Annotated in this window: 12 protein-coding genes; 4 read left to right on the top strand and 8 right to left on the bottom strand. The window is 39.8% G+C overall.

Annotation, left to right across the window (positions count from 1 at the left end; translation table 11 throughout):
- Position 1: 1 nt before the first annotated feature.
- From ACXACJ_RS05880 to holA, 4 genes are all read right to left on the bottom strand, one after another.
- On the bottom strand, positions 2-871 hold the full coding sequence (locus ACXACJ_RS05880) for an SPOR domain-containing protein (protein WP_475133358.1): 870 nt from the start codon (positions 869-871) through the stop codon (positions 2-4).
- Between the two features lie 86 nt (positions 872-957).
- Positions 958-2,658, bottom strand: coding sequence for a TonB-dependent receptor (locus ACXACJ_RS05875; protein WP_475133357.1), 1,701 nt, complete (start codon positions 2,656-2,658; stop codon positions 958-960).
- Complete coding sequence (locus ACXACJ_RS05870; RefSeq protein WP_475133356.1) at positions 2,627-5,689, bottom strand: tetratricopeptide repeat protein; 3,063 nt, start codon at positions 5,687-5,689, stop codon at positions 2,627-2,629. Before ACXACJ_RS05870 ends, ACXACJ_RS05875 begins: the two co-directional genes overlap by 32 nt.
- A 111-nt stretch (positions 5,690-5,800) precedes the next feature.
- On the bottom strand, positions 5,801-6,823 hold the full coding sequence (gene holA, locus ACXACJ_RS05865) for a DNA polymerase III subunit delta (RefSeq protein WP_475133355.1): 1,023 nt from the start codon (positions 6,821-6,823) through the stop codon (positions 5,801-5,803).
- Positions 6,824-7,055: 232 nt separating this feature from the next.
- Here holA and ACXACJ_RS05860 point away from each other — a divergent pair, with 232 nt between their 5' ends.
- Complete coding sequence (locus ACXACJ_RS05860; protein WP_475133354.1) at positions 7,056-7,736, top strand: tetratricopeptide repeat protein; 681 nt, start codon at positions 7,056-7,058, stop codon at positions 7,734-7,736.
- A gap of 38 nt (positions 7,737-7,774) precedes the next feature.
- On the opposite strand, the gene ACXACJ_RS05855 is transcribed toward ACXACJ_RS05860, so the two are convergent.
- A complete protein-coding gene (locus ACXACJ_RS05855; protein WP_475133353.1) occupies positions 7,775-8,275 on the bottom strand; it encodes an acyl-CoA thioesterase in 501 nt (166 codons plus the stop codon).
- Positions 8,276-8,644: 369 nt separating this feature from the next.
- Between ACXACJ_RS05855 and ACXACJ_RS05850 the strand changes: the two genes are divergently transcribed.
- The 3 genes from ACXACJ_RS05850 (at position 8,645) to ACXACJ_RS05840 (ending at position 11,240) form a co-directional block, all read left to right on the top strand.
- Positions 8,645-10,108: a metallophosphoesterase gene (locus ACXACJ_RS05850; RefSeq protein ID WP_475133351.1), complete on the top strand. Its 1,464-nt coding sequence runs from the start codon at positions 8,645-8,647 to the stop codon at positions 10,106-10,108.
- Positions 10,109-10,185: 77 nt separating this feature from the next.
- Positions 10,186-10,779, top strand: coding sequence for a hypothetical protein (locus ACXACJ_RS05845; RefSeq protein ID WP_475133350.1), 594 nt, complete (start codon positions 10,186-10,188; stop codon positions 10,777-10,779).
- Positions 10,780-10,865: 86 nt separating this feature from the next.
- The gene (locus tag ACXACJ_RS05840; protein WP_475133348.1) at positions 10,866-11,240 is read left to right on the top strand and encodes a hypothetical protein; all 375 of its coding nucleotides are present in this window, start codon (positions 10,866-10,868) and stop codon (positions 11,238-11,240) included.
- 55 nt (positions 11,241-11,295) lie between these two features.
- Here ACXACJ_RS05840 and argE read toward each other — a convergent pair whose 3' ends face one another.
- The 3 genes from argE to ACXACJ_RS05825 all read right to left on the bottom strand — a co-directional run bounded on the left by argE (position 11,296) and on the right by ACXACJ_RS05825 (position 17,019).
- The gene (gene argE, locus ACXACJ_RS05835; RefSeq protein ID WP_475133346.1) at positions 11,296-12,447 is read right to left on the bottom strand and encodes an acetylornithine deacetylase; all 1,152 of its coding nucleotides are present in this window, start codon (positions 12,445-12,447) and stop codon (positions 11,296-11,298) included.
- Between the two features lie 76 nt (positions 12,448-12,523).
- A complete protein-coding gene (locus ACXACJ_RS05830) occupies positions 12,524-13,918 on the bottom strand; it encodes a YfcC family protein (protein ID WP_475133344.1) in 1,395 nt (464 codons plus the stop codon).
- Between the two features lie 92 nt (positions 13,919-14,010).
- The gene (locus tag ACXACJ_RS05825) at positions 14,011-17,019 is read right to left on the bottom strand and encodes a WD40/YVTN/BNR-like repeat-containing protein (RefSeq protein WP_475133343.1); all 3,009 of its coding nucleotides are present in this window, start codon (positions 17,017-17,019) and stop codon (positions 14,011-14,013) included.
- Between the last annotated feature and the right edge of the window lie 93 nt (positions 17,020-17,112).

Genomic DNA, 17,112 nt, shown 5'->3' with positions numbered 1-17,112 from the left:
TTTAATATTTAAGTGCCCAGACTTCGTTTCCGTATTTTTCTCTGAATGTTGGTAGTGCAGCTTCTGCTTCTTGTATAGAACTCACATTTTGGATAATTACTCCTACTCTATGAAAATTCTTCTCACCATTTGGCTTGAACAAATAAGCAGTCACTCCAGATTCAACCAGTTCATTAGCTCTATCTTCAGCTAAGTCGCCATCAAAGAAACTTCCTACTACAGCAAAATAACGGCCTTCTCTCTGAGAAATTGTGATCAATTCTGCCTTAGGTTTAGTTTCTGGTTGCGGCTCTGGTTCTGGCTGAACTTGAGGTTGGGTTTCCTCTACTTTAGGTCTTGTGTTCTCAACAGGTTTTGGTTCATCCTTTTTGTTGAAGAACAAGAAATATGCAGCTACTGCTACAATCAATAAAACCAAAAGCACAATCCAAATGGCTCCGCTTCCTTTATTTTCTTCCTTTTTCTCTTCCACAACTACCTTTTCCTGTACAACGACTGGTTCTTCTTTAGCTTCAACAACTACCGGAGAAACCGATTCTACTTTATATGTAATTTCTTCTGGAGCTTCTTCCTCCGGCTGAGTTTCTTCTTGTTGCGCTGGTTCTGTTGTCTCTTTGTATTCTACAACTGGAACTACCGGAACAATAACTTCTTCTTCTGGTTTTTCTTCTTCAACTACCTCTTCCTTTTCTTCAGGCAATTCTATCTCCTCAGTATCGTCACTGATTGGCTCAAGATCATCGATATCATCTAAGCCGAAATCATCATCGGAAATGCTTGATTCTTCGTTAGTTTGAGCCGAAGAAGCCTCTGATGATTTCTTTTTTTTCTTCTCCTCGTCTGAAGTTTTTCCCTTCTTTTTAGCAGCCATATGCTTTTTATCTTGGTTGAAATTGATTCAAATTAACAAAATATCGCCATGATATTACAAATGTGACTCGCACGAATGTTCAAATATCAGAACGATACTGTCAAACCTCCCAAAAACTGGATGCCACGGGTCTGGTAATTGAGATACCTTTCGTACTTCTTACCGAATATATTCTTGAACTGTAAAAAGGCTGAAATGCGATCGTTAAGCTTATAATCGCCCCCTAAATTCAAGTCTAAAATATCATCCATTTCAACTCTTGTGCTACTTTCTTGATTCAAACCAACCAAACCGCCTAAGTAGTATAAGTCGGCCGAAACTTTGAGGTCTTCAATCGGGAAGAAACTATTGTTGAAAACGGCCTTGTATTTTGGTTTGTGATAAGGATCAGCCAGAGTTGTTAATGAGTAATCGTAATAATCAAATCTTAAGGCACTTCTTACTCCTTCAGACTTTTCGAATACGATTTCTCCGTAAATATTGGTTCTATCCACCGCCTCTTCGTCATACAAGGCATCGAAACGTGTGGAGTCTGTAATGCTGTTTGTGAAGAAGGCCAGTCTTTGTAAAGAAGCTTGAGAGAAACCAGCATTCACTCTAATTCCGTTGGTCAAATCAACATTCAAACCTGCAAAAATATCGCTTTGCTTGTCAGTGTTTAACAGAATGAAATCTAGCTCAAGAAAAGGGTTTTCATCGGTAAAAGATTGGAATGAATTGTATTCCAAATTTCCTTCATAACCACCATATACTCCAACATTGGGAGTTGGGTTAATTTCAATTTTCGCGTAAGGATATACTTTAAAGCCATCTTCAGCTGAAGTTGTGATTTGGGTCAAATCATCATTGTCCGTTGCTAAGTTCGCTCCTGCATGAATACTGAATACCTTACCGAAATACTCCAACCTTGGTTTAGCTGCGTAGTAATTTCTTCCCACCTTCAAGGCATCTTGCCTGTTTTCTCTGGAAGAAAAAGTAACCAAACCTTGAACTTTAAATTGAAGCTGTTCGCTGAATTTATAGCCAATACCTAAATCAAAATTGAAACGGCTTTCACGGGCTTCAAAATTGTCTCTTACAAAATCCCAATCTGTAATGAAGTGGTAAATAGTAGCTTCATCTAATGCTGTCTTTTGAACTCCCGCGCGAGCCGTAAACGTATTGAACTTACGTTCGATCATATCAGGATCAAGTTCTAAAACAGGATTATAACCATAGAAATGAACCTTTCTTTCTCCGTAATGTAAATCTCCCCAAATGGTATTTGTTCCATTGAAGAACTTGCCTCCCAAAACCACATCGGTTTTGCTATCTCCTGAATTCTTATCGTAAATAGGGCCTTTAGAAGAAGACCTATGGCGCGCATAGAAGTTATATTGGTACATCGGGTTTCTTAGCGAACCCATATAAAGTTCGCCCAGAAGTGTACCGTAATTTCCATAACCAAGCTTTAGGTAATTCCCGGTTATCTCCTTCTTTTTATCATTAATGGCCAGATTAACCGCCCTGAAATTAGGCTGCAAAGGCGTTAAACTTAAGGCATATTCATGAAAAGTATATACCTGTTCCGATTGGGCTTTTTGAACAGGCAATTGCGGGATTTTCTCGAAATTTCTGGTAGCAGGAGGCAATGTAATTTTTCGATCCTTGCGAATCACAATTTCTGCCTCTTCCAATTCACTTTGTTGCGCAAATGCAGAAGAGCAAAACGCAAGACCAAAAACAAATGCAAATATATATCTGATGGTTCTCATGTTAGTTTCCTCCTTTTCCTGTGGTATCAGCATTTACTTCTTCCTGAGTTGGTGTTTCTCCTTCCAACTTCTCAATCTCAGCCAATTTCAATTTGGCTGCGTCCACAATCTCTTTTATAGGAGAGTATTCAATAATTGAATTTACGGTTGCTTTTGCTTGGAACAGTTCGTTCAAGGCAATGTAATTGTCAGCAATCAACAAGAACCCTTTACCCAACCAATTGTCGTATGCCGAGAAGTTCTCGTTCATTTCGAAAAGGGTATTGAGCGACTGCTGATATTGCTGTTGCTGATAGAAAATTCTACCTACCATATATTGAGCTTCCGCTCCGTATTCATTTTTAGCAGTATTCATAGTAGCCAAAAACTGGTCTATGGCTTCGCTGAAGTTTCCTTGTTCGTAAGCTGCTTTTCCTAAGTAAAGCTGTGCTTTGTCGCTTCCACCCGGTGTTACAGAACCTTTTTCAATCAGTTTATTCGCATAACCTTTCATTTCGCTATAATTGGTTAGCCTGTAGTAAGATTCTAAAAGGCCAAGCCATGCATCATTTTCCTGGCGTTTGCTCTTAGCCACCTGCTCCAATTTAGTGTAATAGCTTACGGCTTCTTGATAGTCGCCAGCTTTCAACTGAAGCTCGCCTATTCTATCGTAAACCCTATCCATTCCAGTAATCTGATTATCTCGATCTATTTCGTAGTAGAGTTCCAAAGCCTTCTGAACATCATTCAGTCGATAATAGCTTTCCGCTTGATAGAATTTGGCTTCGTAAACCAAGCCACTGTTCGGATAATTCTTTCTGTAATCGGAAAGTGCACTGATGGCCGCATTATATTCCTGACCGAAGTATAAGTTTTTAGCAGATTCGAATTCGATGTTTTCCAAGGCCTGATTTTCAGGGTGAGCGTTTTTATACTTCGCCAAATATGGATCGAACTGAATGGTTTTATTCTGAAGCTTAAGCGTGTTTTGTAATCCTAAAAGTGCAGAATTGGCCACCGAACTGGTGATGTAATTATCAAGAATGGTTTTGTAATCCCTTTCTGCCTGATCGTAATCTTCTAAATTAAAATAGGCCAAAGCGCGGCTTTCATAAGCGTATGGCAAAAATGGGCTTTGTGGCAACCTGTCAATAATTCTATCAAAGCCTTGAATTGAAGTTCTAAAATCACGGTCTTCCAATTGAATCTGAGCCTTTTTATAGATAGCATCATCGTAGTATCTAGAACTAGAGAAACGGTTGATCACCGTATTCAAACTAGCGATGGCTTCGGCCGATTTATCTTGAAAATCCCTAACTACACCTTTCTGGAAATACGCATAGTCGATATCAGGATTATCAGTGGCAATGGCTTTATCATAATAAGTAATGGCCGTTGCGTATTCCTTGTCTACATAATAACAGTCCGCTAATCGGATTAAAGCATCATCATAGTTTTGCTTATCTCTAGCATTTTCCAAGGCATCCACATATCGCTTAAAGTAAATGCGGGCATTGGCATAATCTCTACTATTATAATAGGCGTAACCGATCCCATAATTCGCTTTGATGTAATATTCAGAAGCTCTGTTTCTAGTGCTGAAAACTTTTTGGTATGCAGCTATTGATTGAGGATAATTTCTCGCAGTAGCAAAAGCTTCTCCTTTCCAGAAGTAAGTAGCGGTGGCTAAATCTTGATCGACAGGATATTGAAGTGATTTATCGAAGAGCTGAACTGCGTTATCATACCTTCTGGCGTTGTAAAACTCGGTTCCTTTAAAGAAAGTAACCTTCTGGTAAGCCTCCTTTAGTCTTGGGCTTTTATTTTCTATTCTTTCAATAAAGGAAATGGCCCTTGAATAGTCATTCGTATTTAAGAAAGCCTCACTGATTAAATTGTTGGCTTCAGTAATGTAATCACTGGATGGATAATCTCTCATGAACTTATCCAGAGAAATAATGGCCTGCGAATACTTTCCTGCCTGAAAATTAACTTTAGCCGAATTGAAGGCAGCTTCTTCCTGAATTTCTTTGTTGAAATTTAAGGTTGAGGCTTTATCGAAAGCAGCAATTGCAAACAAGAAATTCTCTTGTTCAACATAGAGTTTTCCTAAATAGTAAGAAGCATATTGAGCGAGTGTATCACTATTCAACGCCACCTTTTTAAACTGCTCAATGGATTTTTCTGGATTGCCAGAACGGTACTGAGCATAACCAATTCTATAAAGCGTTTCTTGAGTAATGTTTTGCTGAGCCAGCTCGCTGTACAAGTCGTAGTACTCTAAACTTTCTTGGTATTGCCCCTCATTATAATAAGCTTCAGCAGCCAACTGATAGATTTGATATAGATAATCAAGTCTTTGGTTATTCTTTACGGCATCTTTAAACCTAGAAGCATATTGAACCAATTCACCAAAACGCTTCTGCTTGTAATAAGCGCTCACGATCATGACAGGAACTCGGTTCTTGTAACTTTCAGTTTCACCCGCGTTTTTAAGATCAATAAGAGCCTTATCATATTGCTCATAAGCGTAAGCCAAATAGCCTGAATAATAATTTGCATCGGCATAATATGGGCCTTGCACCTTTTTGGCTAAATCGAAATAAGGAACGGATTCTTCATAACGCCTGAGCGCGTAAAGCGAATAAGCAATTTTGAAATTGGTTTCGGCCTTTTCAGCAGTAGAAAGTACACCTGAGTTTACAAGCTTAAAGTACCTTTCGGCTGTTTTAAAATCACCGTTTTTGAAGCTCACAACTCCCAAGCTATAATAAGCCTTAGCGGCTTTTGGGTGGTTGGGTCGGTTTCTAACAAATTCGGAAATAAGCTGGGCGCCATCTCCATTGTCGAGGTTTAAGGCACAAAAAGCGCGGTAATATTCTGCATCGGCCTTTTTAAGTTGGTCATCGCCTTCCGACAAATATCGCTCGAATTGATCACGGGCTGCGCTGTATTTCTCCATTTCCAGCAGTTCTACCCCCTTTGAAAAATAAAGTGCAGGGTATGATGGATGAAGTGATTTTTGTGCGTTTAATGACCCGTGAAGACAAAACAGCGTGGCGATCAAAAGAATTGGTTGCTTCATTAATCTCTGTTTGTTCACTCTCTATCTAAACTCTAATCTCTTATGAATATTGCTGACTAACAATTCCACACTGAAATTATTTTGTCAATGTAATGCTGTGGTAATCTTTTATTAATGCATGAGGCGATATACCAGTTCCTTCATTATATCTCCTTCGGCCATGCTGCCCGCTCCTACTCCTTTGCTCCTTAAATCTGCCTGACGTAAAACACTGATATTCTGCATCACTTTTCCTACTGGATAATTTCGCGCTGCTAATCTGTATTCCTTCAAAAAGAAAGGATTTGTGCCCATAGCCGAGGCCAAAGCCTTATCGGATTGATCCTTACTGCCATGCATAATCAACAGTTTGGAATAATAGCTATACAAAGCTGCTACCATAGGAATGATCGGATTCTGTTTTGGGTTTGCCGCAAAGTAGTTCACGATTTTGGTGGCTTTAAGCACATCGCGCTGCGAAATGGCCTTCTGCAATTCAAAAACATTATACTCTTTGCTAATACCAACATACTTCTGAATAAGATCTTCGTTGATGTTGCTTCCCTTTTCAATGTTTACCAGAATCTTTCCGATCTCGTTAGAAATTCGTTCCAGATTGGTACCAATATATTCGGCAAGCATTTGAACAGAATTCTGGTTGATGCCGTAGCCCTTTTCCTTCACATACTTTTCAATCCAAGCGGGCAATTCGTAATCCCTAAGCTGAGTAGTAGTTACGAGCACAGCTTTGTCCTTTAGCACTTTTGCCAAAGGTCTGCGGCCATCCACCTTTTTGTGTTTATGGCCAAATACCAAAACCGTAGATGGAACAGGTTGTTCTAAATAACTTATCAAAAGCTTTTGGCCTTCTTCTTTATTCAAGTCTTGAATATCCTTGGCTTCTTTTACAATTACCACCTGCCTTTGGGCCATCATTGGAAACCTACGGGCATTGGTAAGCACCTGAGCCATAGTTACATCTTTACCATAAAGAATGGTTTGATTGAAGCCTTTTTCAGCTTCTTGAAGGCAATTATCTTCAATAAAATCTACAATCTGATCAATGTAAAAAGGTTCGTCACCTTGAAGAAAATAAACTGGTTTATAATCGCCAGATTTTAAAGATTGAAGCACCTGATCGGGATGTAAACTCATAGGGGGGAATTTGTCACGAATATACAATGCCTATCCGTTTTAAGCACAGCCAATGGTAAATTCTATTGTGCAAAAACAAGAAGTTGAATCTACTTCATGAATCGTAATTCAATCACAAGCGGACAATTCGAAAGGGAATACATTATTCTGCTTTTCAACCTAATTGACCATTTCGCGGTTTTGCTTCATGAAAGACCCTTGGCTTGTTTATATTTGTCAAAAAAATGAGCTGATGACTGAAGAGTGGATAAAAAAGGGAGTAGAAAGCTGTGAGCAAGCTGATTTTAAAGGAGGCGTTGTTTTCTTCAACAAAGTAATCGAAAAAGACCCTAACCATATTCTAGGTTTACACAATCGAGCTAGAGCCCTTTCAAGGACCGGAGAACTGGAAGCCGCTTTAGCCGATTTTAAAGAACTCACTGAACTTCAGCCTCAAAATGCTTCATTTATTGCGGATTATGCGGTTGCACTGCACCTGAATAACAAGAATGATTTGGCCAGCCAAATGTTTGACAAGGCTTTACAAATGGAGCCTGGCAATCCCTATCGCTATTCAAGCAGAGCCTATTTTAGAGATAGAATGGGTGATTTAGAAGGTGCCATAGCAGATTATGATAAGGCTGTAGAATTGGATCCTGAAGACGCAATTGCGTTGAATAACAAAGGAATTATAGAGGAGAAACTGGGCTACAAAGACAAAGCTAATTCTAGCTTCGATCGTTCGAACAATCTCATTGGCTATGAGCCCAAACAGGAGAAACAGAATCAAACTAAAGCAGAAATCCCTGAACCTAAGAATGAAAGCAAAAGCGAATTTACTCGCTGGAGTGTCATTAAGTCTGTGTTCACCAAAGAAGGCTTCAGAGATTTCGTTAGTTTCTCTATGGATCTATTTTCTGGTAAGAAGAAGTAGCAGTCTTTCTAAAAAAAAGGAGTTCTCGAAATTCGGAACTAGCCCCGTACCACGCAGTTTTGATCTTTTAAAATAGCCTCAATTCCATCCAAATCCATCGCATCGATGCTTTGTTTGAAGTTGGCTTTATATTCTTTCACCAATTCTTTGCGCTTCATTGCCTCAATAAAACGCCTCATATCTTCTCGAGTTTCTAATTCCAAACCGGGAACGGGAAGCGCAGTTTTTGTTTTTTCATCCACCCTAACCATTGTAAAATAGCTGGAGTTGGTATGTCTTCTTTCTCCGGAAGTAATATTTTCCGCTTCTACCCTGATACCAACAGTTACTGAAGAACGCCCAACATGATTTACCGAAGCATATAAATGCACTAAATCCCCCACTTCTACCGGAGCAAGAAAATCGACAACATTCATAGAAGCTGTAACACAATAGCCACCAGCGTGCTTGGCGGAGCAAGCATAAGCCACCTTATCCATTAAAGAAAGAATGGTTCCTCCATGAATTTTACCCCCAAAATTGGCATATGAGGGTATCATCAATTCTGTAATTAAAGTTTGGGAGTATTTGACGGATCTGTGATCGGGAATTTCCATTTATAAAGCTGTAAATAATTAGTCAAAGATGGTTAAAAGCCTCCCTAATTCACAAACTCTTGTTCTCAGATAATTAAAGAATGTGCGAAAGAGAAAGGTTCCCATGGCTTAGCGAATTGCTTTTCATTCTTTTCTGAAAGAATAGGCACTGAGTAATTCTTTTGAAGTTAAAACTCAAGTCTTTACTCAACTATCATATCCTCAACACCTTCTATTTTATTAAAAAAATATAACATTGATTTATAAGAAAAAATCAAATTAGAATAGAAATGAATTATTTTAGTATCAAAAATCACTAACAACCGAAACACTATGAAAGCCATTTTTAACTTTTTCGCGCTTACCTTATTTGGTGCTTTGATGCTCTTTTCGTGCAGTCCTGAGGCCAGTTCAGATAACTCAACAGAAGATGTATTGGGCAACTTTTTAAGCATGTCCGATATTCATTTCAACCCACTTTACGATTCAAGTTTGAGCAAAGCTTTAATTGATACTGATGCCGAACATTGGGACACTGTTTTCGCTACTTCAAAAATTGAGAGTTATGGCCATTATGGATGGAATGGCCCTTTTTACGATACAGGTTGGAAGCTTTTCAAAAGTGCGCTTCAGGAAATGAAAAAGGCCAATGCCAACCCTGATTTTATAACCATAAATGGAGATTTTTTAGCTCATAGTTTCGAAAGTCAATTTCAAACGATAATGCATAGCAACGATACCGCAGCGCTTCATAGCTTTATCATCAAAACTGTAGATTACATTGCTACTTCCATTTCTAAAGAATTCCCAAACACTCCTATTTTCCCAACTTTAGGCAACAACGACTTATTTTGCGGAGATTATGAAGTACAAACTCCGGGATCATTTTTAACAAGAACGGCAGGCATCTGGCTTAAAAACCTAAATGGATTGGTCGATGAGTTTGCTTACACAAATAGCTATAAAAAAGGAGGCTATTTTGTGACAAAAAGTCCTGCCAACGAAAAGCATAAAATCATATCGTTGAACACCATAATGCTTTCTGTTAAGTTTATGAAAACCCAGAATTTTTGTGGTACAACGCCCAACTCAACAGACAATGCTCAAAGTGTTCAGGCTCAATTTGCTTGGCTAGAAAATGAACTCAAAAAGGCCGAGGCCAATCAAGAAAAAGTTTGGTTGATGTTTCATATTCCTCCGGGAATTAATGCTTACAGCAGCATCGCTACAAAAGACACTACTTCTTGCGGAATTGACCCATTCTATTATTACCATCCCGACTATAACGCACAATATTTAGCCCTTATCGAAAAATATCAGAACACTATTACAGCGCAACTTGGCGGCCATACTCATATGGATAATTTCATAGTGATTGATGGAGATCAGACGCCAGATTCATTCGTGCATATTATGCCCGCCATCTCTCCGATTTATTACAACAATCCAGGCTTCTTAGAATACACCTTTTCTGAAAACAGTAGTATAATTAAGGATTACAATGTCCATGGCTTTGAAGATGTAGAAACAGCAAAAAACCCCAATTGGATCAATGAATACACTTTTTCAGAAACTTATCATCAAAATGAGTTAACTCCTGAAAGCCTAAAAAAGGTGTATATGGGCTTCGAAACTAACGCAGAAATGAAGCAGCATTACATCGATTATTATGTCGTGGAAGACACTGTAAACACTTCCATTAATAATGAAAATTGGGCAGCGTATTTTTGCGCTTTTGGAAACCAAACTGCCGAAAGTTATCAAGACTGTGTATGCAGATTGACCAACACAAAATAGACTGAATTAAGGTGGATTATGAAATTAGCTTCCTCTCAATCCACCTTAACCTATTATATTGCGAAAAATCCAGCGCTATGAAACTTCACAAACTTTCAATTTTACTTTTTTGCATTGGCCTTAGTTCGTCATGCAAAGCGCAAAATGATTATGAAGATCAAATCAAAATGGCTTTACTTGCCGCTCCTGTAGAGGCACGAGAAGGCGCGCATGTCTACGGTTTCGATAAAGACGGAAAGATGATCACGTTAAGAGAAGGCACAAACGATTTTATTGTTCGCTCTGACGATCCGAAGCAGTCTGATTTTGAGGTTGTTTGCTACCGAAAAGATGCAGAACCTTTTATGGCCCGAGGAAGAGAATTGAAGGCACAAGGCAAAAATAGAGGTGAGATTTTACAGATTAGGGAAAAAGAAGCGGCAGAGGGAAAATTGAAAATGCCTGATTACGGTTCTACCTTAATTATTTACGATGGACAAAATGCAAAGTACAATCCTGAAACAGAACAAATTGAAGGAGCTGACTTCAGGTATGTAATTTACACACCTCTTGCTACTCAAGCCTCAACAGGACTTCCATTGCGACCAAATGGCCCAGGGCACCCTTGGTTGATGTTTCCGGGGACTTACAGAGCACACATTATGATTACCCCACCAGACGAACAGAAATAGTATTTCAATAAACTAACTTTAAATAAAACTTGACATTCTGGAATAATTTGTTTTATTGAAAGAATGTCTAACCCAAAAAACGAGATATGTTAAAAGAATCAAGAGGTTCAAAATACGATGAGAAGGTTGAAGAAGTGATAAGAAAGCTGCTTCGTAGAGGATATACTGACGTAAGAGCTTCGATTGAACCTTATGAGGCCCCTAAAAGTATTGTTGGGCAAGGAAATTCCACAGAATATATTCCTGACATTACCGCTGAAAAATGGGGAGGCAAAGGATATTTCGAAATTGCTAAAAAAGAGCAAAACCCGAGTGAATTGGCCAGTAAATGGAAAGTCCTAGAGCTTTTGGCTAAAATGAAAAATGGAGATTTTCAAATCTTTGTTCCTCACGGGAGCATGCAATTCACTCAACGCATCGTAGACGAATACAATATTCAGGCAGAACTGATAAAATTATAAGTTCAAATATTAATTAAAGTTTGGCCTCTGCTTTTGCAGAGGCTTTTTTTGCCCTTTAGCTCAATTTTTCAATCAATCGATGCATAAACTCCACTCCCATTTGTAGCTGTTCTTTGGCAATGAATTCATTCGCACGATGCGCTTGGGCTATATCACCAGGGCCACAAATAATGGCTTCGAAACCTGCTTGTTGAAATTGCCCAGCTTCTGCGGCATAAGAAACAGCATCTGTTTTGTCTGTATCGGCCAATTCTTTTACCAAGGCCACTATATCAGCGTCTTCACTCGTATCTAAACCTGGCACAGCGGGATGGCCGTAGGTATTGCTGATTTTGAAACCAGAGAACACTTTTCTCAATTCTTCTTCTCTTTCTCTACAATAGGCCTCAAACTCTGCTAAAACCTGTTCTGGGGTTTCCGATGGAATGGTGCGCACATCCCAGTTGAATTCGCACTTTTCCGCAATAATATTGGGTGCCAATCCTCCCTGAATATTGCCAATATGGATAGAGGTATGATTTGGAGTAAATCGATTATCAGTATTTCCTGCTTCAATCAGGCTGTTCATTTTATTTTCCAACCAAAGAATCAAACGCATGGATTCGTGGATGGCACTTACCTCTTGTTTAATTCTGCTACTATGGCCTTGCGAACCTGAAACCGTGGTTTTATAAATACAAATACCTTTCTGACCCAGAGTAGGAATCATCATAGTTGGCTCACCTATTATGGCAAAACGAGGCTTTTCCTCGTAATAATTGTTGATCGCTTCAGCCAGTTCTGGCGCAGCCAAACAACCAATTTCTTCATCGTAGGAAAAAGCAAAGTAGATCGGTATTTTTAAGTCTGCCTTTACCATTTCTGGCAAAGCTGCAAGGCAACATGCCACAAAACCTTTCATGTCGCAAGAACCTCTGGCGTACAATTTACCATCTCCTTTATCTACCAATTCAAAAGGATCTGTTGCCCAATCTTGGCCTTTCACAGGAACTACATCGGTATGACCAGAAAGTATTACACCACCGTCAACGGCTGGGCCTATTCTGCAGTGTAAAGAGGCTTTGGTTCCTTCTTCATTAGGCACTAGCACGGTTGCAACGCCCAGTTCTTCAATATAATCTTGAATCCAATGTATAATCGATAAATTGCTTTCACCTCCCAAAACAGGAAATGAAACTAGCTTTTTCAGTATTTCTTCAACAGTCATTATAGTCGGTATTTCTATTGCCTTCGGAGTCTCTTTTCAGCAATATTAAGTTCTTAATTTGAAATGTTTAAATGCATCAAGCTGGCCCCCAATGTATGGCCACGCTAATGAGCAGAAATATCCATGAGATTAACAGAATACCCAAAACAGTCGGCATTATAAATTTCAACCAACGATCGAAGGATATTCTGCACATGGCCAACATGGCTATTAGCCCACCTAAAGTTGGATTGAAAAGATTAGTCACTCCATCACCAATTTGGAAAGCCAAAATGGTGGTTTGGCGGGTTAGCCCTAATAAATCTCCCAAAGGGATCATAATGGGCAAAGTGGCTAATGCTTGTCCGCTTCCCGAAGGTATCAAGAAGTTTATTCCGCATTGGGCTGCCGACATAGAAACAGCAGAGGCATAAGTGGGCATTCCTTTTAAAGTTTCGGCCAAATTGAAGGCGACAGTATCGGAAATATTGCCCATTTCCATAGCTACTTTAATAGAAGTAGCCAAACCCACCATAAATGCTCCAGGCGCTACCACAGCCACAGATTCAAGTACCGTTTCGCTGATTTGAGTACCTGACATTCTAGAGAAAATCCCTGAAGCCAAAGCTATCATCAAAAACACAGCACTAATTTCATTGATGAACCAATGGTTCTCGAAAACACCATATAGCATGTACACAATTCCGCCCACAAAAATGGCCATGATCAACCAGTTGTTGGGTGTAATGTAATATTCATGCAAAGGCCTAGATAACTTGAAACCCTTTGTATCGATACCAATAGAAAGGCTTTTTGAAGGATCTTTTATGATCTTCTTGAAATATCGAACATTGACAAAAGCTAACAGACTAAGCGCAAAAAAGCACAGAATGGAACGCAAAATCCATCCTGAAAACATCTGCATTTCTGCCAGCGTATGCCCAGTCCCAACGGTATAAGGATTCACTGGGGAGAGGCCAAAACCAACAGTCACACCGCCAACTGCAATACCTGCCGCCAACATTAAATCGCCTCCCAAAGCCAAACTGGCCATTGCGGCAATAGGAATCATAGCAATGTTGTTTTCGTAACCTACGAAAATGCCAAGTCCACCGAAAAGGAAAGTCATAATAACGACAAGCAGCATTCGGTTCTGATGCCCCAATCTCTTTACAAAAGTGCCCACGGCATTTTCGATCATTCCTGATTTTTCTAGAATGCCGAACATGATTCCGCTACTGAGCACCACAAAAATGATGGGGATCGCTGAAATAAATCCGCCAGGAATTGCCCTGAACATATCGAGCACGGAAAGCGAAGTACTTTCAACGGAATGATAAGATTCAGGAACCACCATCATTCTGCCATCCACTTCGGTACGGTCATAAGCACCAGCCGGAATCAAATGACTTAGTACAGTAACCAAAACTAGAATCCCGAAAAGCATAACCACGGGATGAGGAATTTTCTTATACCATTTTGATGACGCCATATTGAAAAGTATAAAATAAAAGCTGTTGCCTAGTTAAAAAGATCATTTAAAACCAAGCAACAGCTTATATCCATTTTAGTAGAACTTCACTCCTACTTTAAATCTTCGAACGCCTTTTTGATGGCCTCATATTCGGCTTTGAGTTCTTCAAAACGCTCATAAACATCTTGGCCTGGCGCTTGATCTGCTCTGCTTAACATTCCATTCAAATAGCTAAGTTGACTTTCGAGCATACCCTGCATATAAGTTCCTGGAGGCGTTACAATTCTGTAGTACAATGCATCCAAGGCCTCTTTTTTCTTCTGATCTTTTTTGCTTACTCTTTCTTTATTCAAGCTATTGTCCAAAGCTTTTCTGGCATCAGAAACCTGAATCAACAAACGATCAACATCTTCTGAAAAAGACTGCAGCATTAAGGCTACTCTCTCTTGCTCTTTCACATCTTCATCAGTTACCAAAGTAGCACGCGGATCTAGAGCAACTTTAAATTTTTCGGTGAAAGTTTTATCGCCAACAGTAAGTTTAGCGGTGTATTCTCCTGTAGAAACCATTGGTCCAAAACCTTGGTATGATCTTCTTGGGTTGGCATTCCAAGCACCTGTGTTTCTCATGTTCCAAGTAAATCGGTTCAAGCCTTCTTTTTTGGAAAGTCCTGAAGAAGGTGGCGGAGTTACAAAGCCAGTAGCCATATCAACTTCAAGGTCTTCAACTGGAGCTGGTCTGCCACTGATGAATGATTTCACAATTCTGCCTTCTTCATTGATGATATCGAGCTTGATTTCCTTGTCAGTATCTTTCAAGTAATAATCAATAGCCACCGCTGGGCTTGGATATTCTGGAACTCCTCTTCCACCACGGTATCTGAAACGGTAAGTATCCTGAGGTTGAAAAAGGTAAGCATCGGCCTGAAGCGCTTTATCCATTTCGTAAAGACTGCTGATGTTATCTAAAATCCAGAAACCTCTTCCCATGGTAGAAAGTGCTAAATCATTGTCGTGGAATTTAAGATCGGTTATTGGCGTAATTGGCAAATTGTTTTGGAAAGTCTGCCAGCTTTCGCCATCATCCATTGAAATGAACAAGCCAAATTCTGTTCCTGCAAACAAAAGTCCTTCTTTGTTCGGATCTTCTCTCACCACGCGCACAGGGTAATCGCTTGGAATTCCATCGGTGATTAGCTTCCAAGTTTGACCAAAATCTTCCGTTTTAAAAATGTAAGGCTTGTAATCATCCAACTGATATCTCAAAACGGTTACATAGGCCTTTCCTGCCTTGTGTGGTGAAGGTTCAACAGAATCCACTCTACCGTCACCTAGCATATCAGGCGTTACGTTATCCCAATTTTCGCCACCATTCTTTGTTACATGAACTGGTCCGTCATTAGAACCTACCCAAATAACTCCTGCCTGAACACGAGATTCTTGAATGGAATAAATGGTGCTAAAATATTCTTCACCCGTTACATCTCTTGTAATCGGTCTACCCGCAGAAACCTGTTTTGCAGGATCAAAAGCCGTCAAATCTGGAGAAATGATCTCCCAAGTTTTTCCGTTATCAGTGGTTTTATGCAAGTATTGAGAACCATGATAAACCACATCAGGATTGTGTGGAGAAACGGTGATTGGAGCCACACGCTGAAATCTGAACTTCAGTTTATCACCATCGTGACCATAGATATTCATCGCTCCCACACTGTACTGCATTTCCTGACCTGTACGCTTATCGTAAACCCCGAAATTCCCCTTACAGTTGGAATATACAATATCTGAATTTCCTGGTTTAGGAACCGCTGGACCAGTTTCGCAACCTCCTAGATTGAAAAGAGGAAAATCATTCGATCCTGTTGGCAAACTCGGCACGGCCACGGTCGCATTATCTTGCTGACCTGCATAAATCCAATAGGGTTTTTGATCGTCAATATCTATTTGATAAAGCTCTGCCGTTGGCTGATTCAATTGGGTAGACCAAGTTTTTCCATTATTGATGGTAATATTTGCTCCACCATCATTCGCTTGAATCCAAATGGAAGTATCGCTAGGATTTATCCATATATCGTGATTATCACTGTGAGGCGTAGAAACTCCTCTCCATGATTTACCGCCATTGGTAGATCTGATAAAACGCAATGCACTGTTATAGATAACATCGGCATTTTTAGGATTGGCATAGATATTTGTATAGTAAAAAGGGCGGTTGGTCAGGTTATCATTATCACTCACAAAGGTCCATGAAGCACCTCTGTCGTCCGATCTGTAAAGGCCTCCTTTGTTATCGCCAGCTTCAATATTTGCATAAACCCTATTTGGATCGGCCGCTGAAACGGCAAAGTCGATTTTACCGATCAAACCATTTGGCAATCCGTTAGTAAGTTTAGTCCAAGTGTCTCCACCATCGGTAGATTTATAAACGCCACCTTCCATTGAACCACTGATGATATCCCAAGGCTTTCTTTCACCTCTCCATGCACCAGCATAAATAGTTTTTGGATCGTCTGGAGCCAATTCTAAATCAGAAAAACCCACACTATCAGAATGATAAAGTACTTTATCCCAGTTCTTTCCTCCGTCTCTGGTTCTGAAAATTCCTCTTTCTGTATTTCTTCCAAAAGCATTTCCGATTGCTGCTACAAACACTTCATTCGGGTTGTTTGGATTAATTTCCACTGCACCAATCTGGCCCGCTTCTTTCAAACCAATAAAAGTCCATGTTTTACCTGCATCGGTAGATTTGTACATACCTTTTCCGGTAATCACATTCGATCTTAAACCATCGGAACCAGTACCTACATAAATGATATTGGGGTCCTTTTGGTAAACGGTAATATCACCGATTGAAGGCGTAGCAAAGAAACCATCGGAGATGTTTTCCCAGCTCATTCCATAGTCGTCAGTTTTCCAAACACCACCTCCGGTTGCTCCCATGTAAAAGACAGAAGGTTGAGATTCTACACCAGCCACAGTAGTTACTCTGCCGCCTCGCATAGGCCCAACATTTCTGAACTGAAAAGCATCCAGATTGGGTTGGTTTTGTGCCTTAGCAGTTTGCCCAAAAGACAAGCCGCAAAAGGCCACAATAGTTAGTAGTAAAGTTTGTTTTCGCATTTTCTAGAGGATGTTGATGTGGGAATATAATAAACATAGATGTCTCAACATCAAAAAATTGGTTGACTGGTAATTCGGCCATGCAAAAACTAA

It is taken from the genome of Roseivirga sp. AWQ4_251, assembly GCF_056158225.1.
Note: the sequence above shows the minus strand (reverse complement) of the source record. Positions and strands in the feature narration are given on the sequence as shown.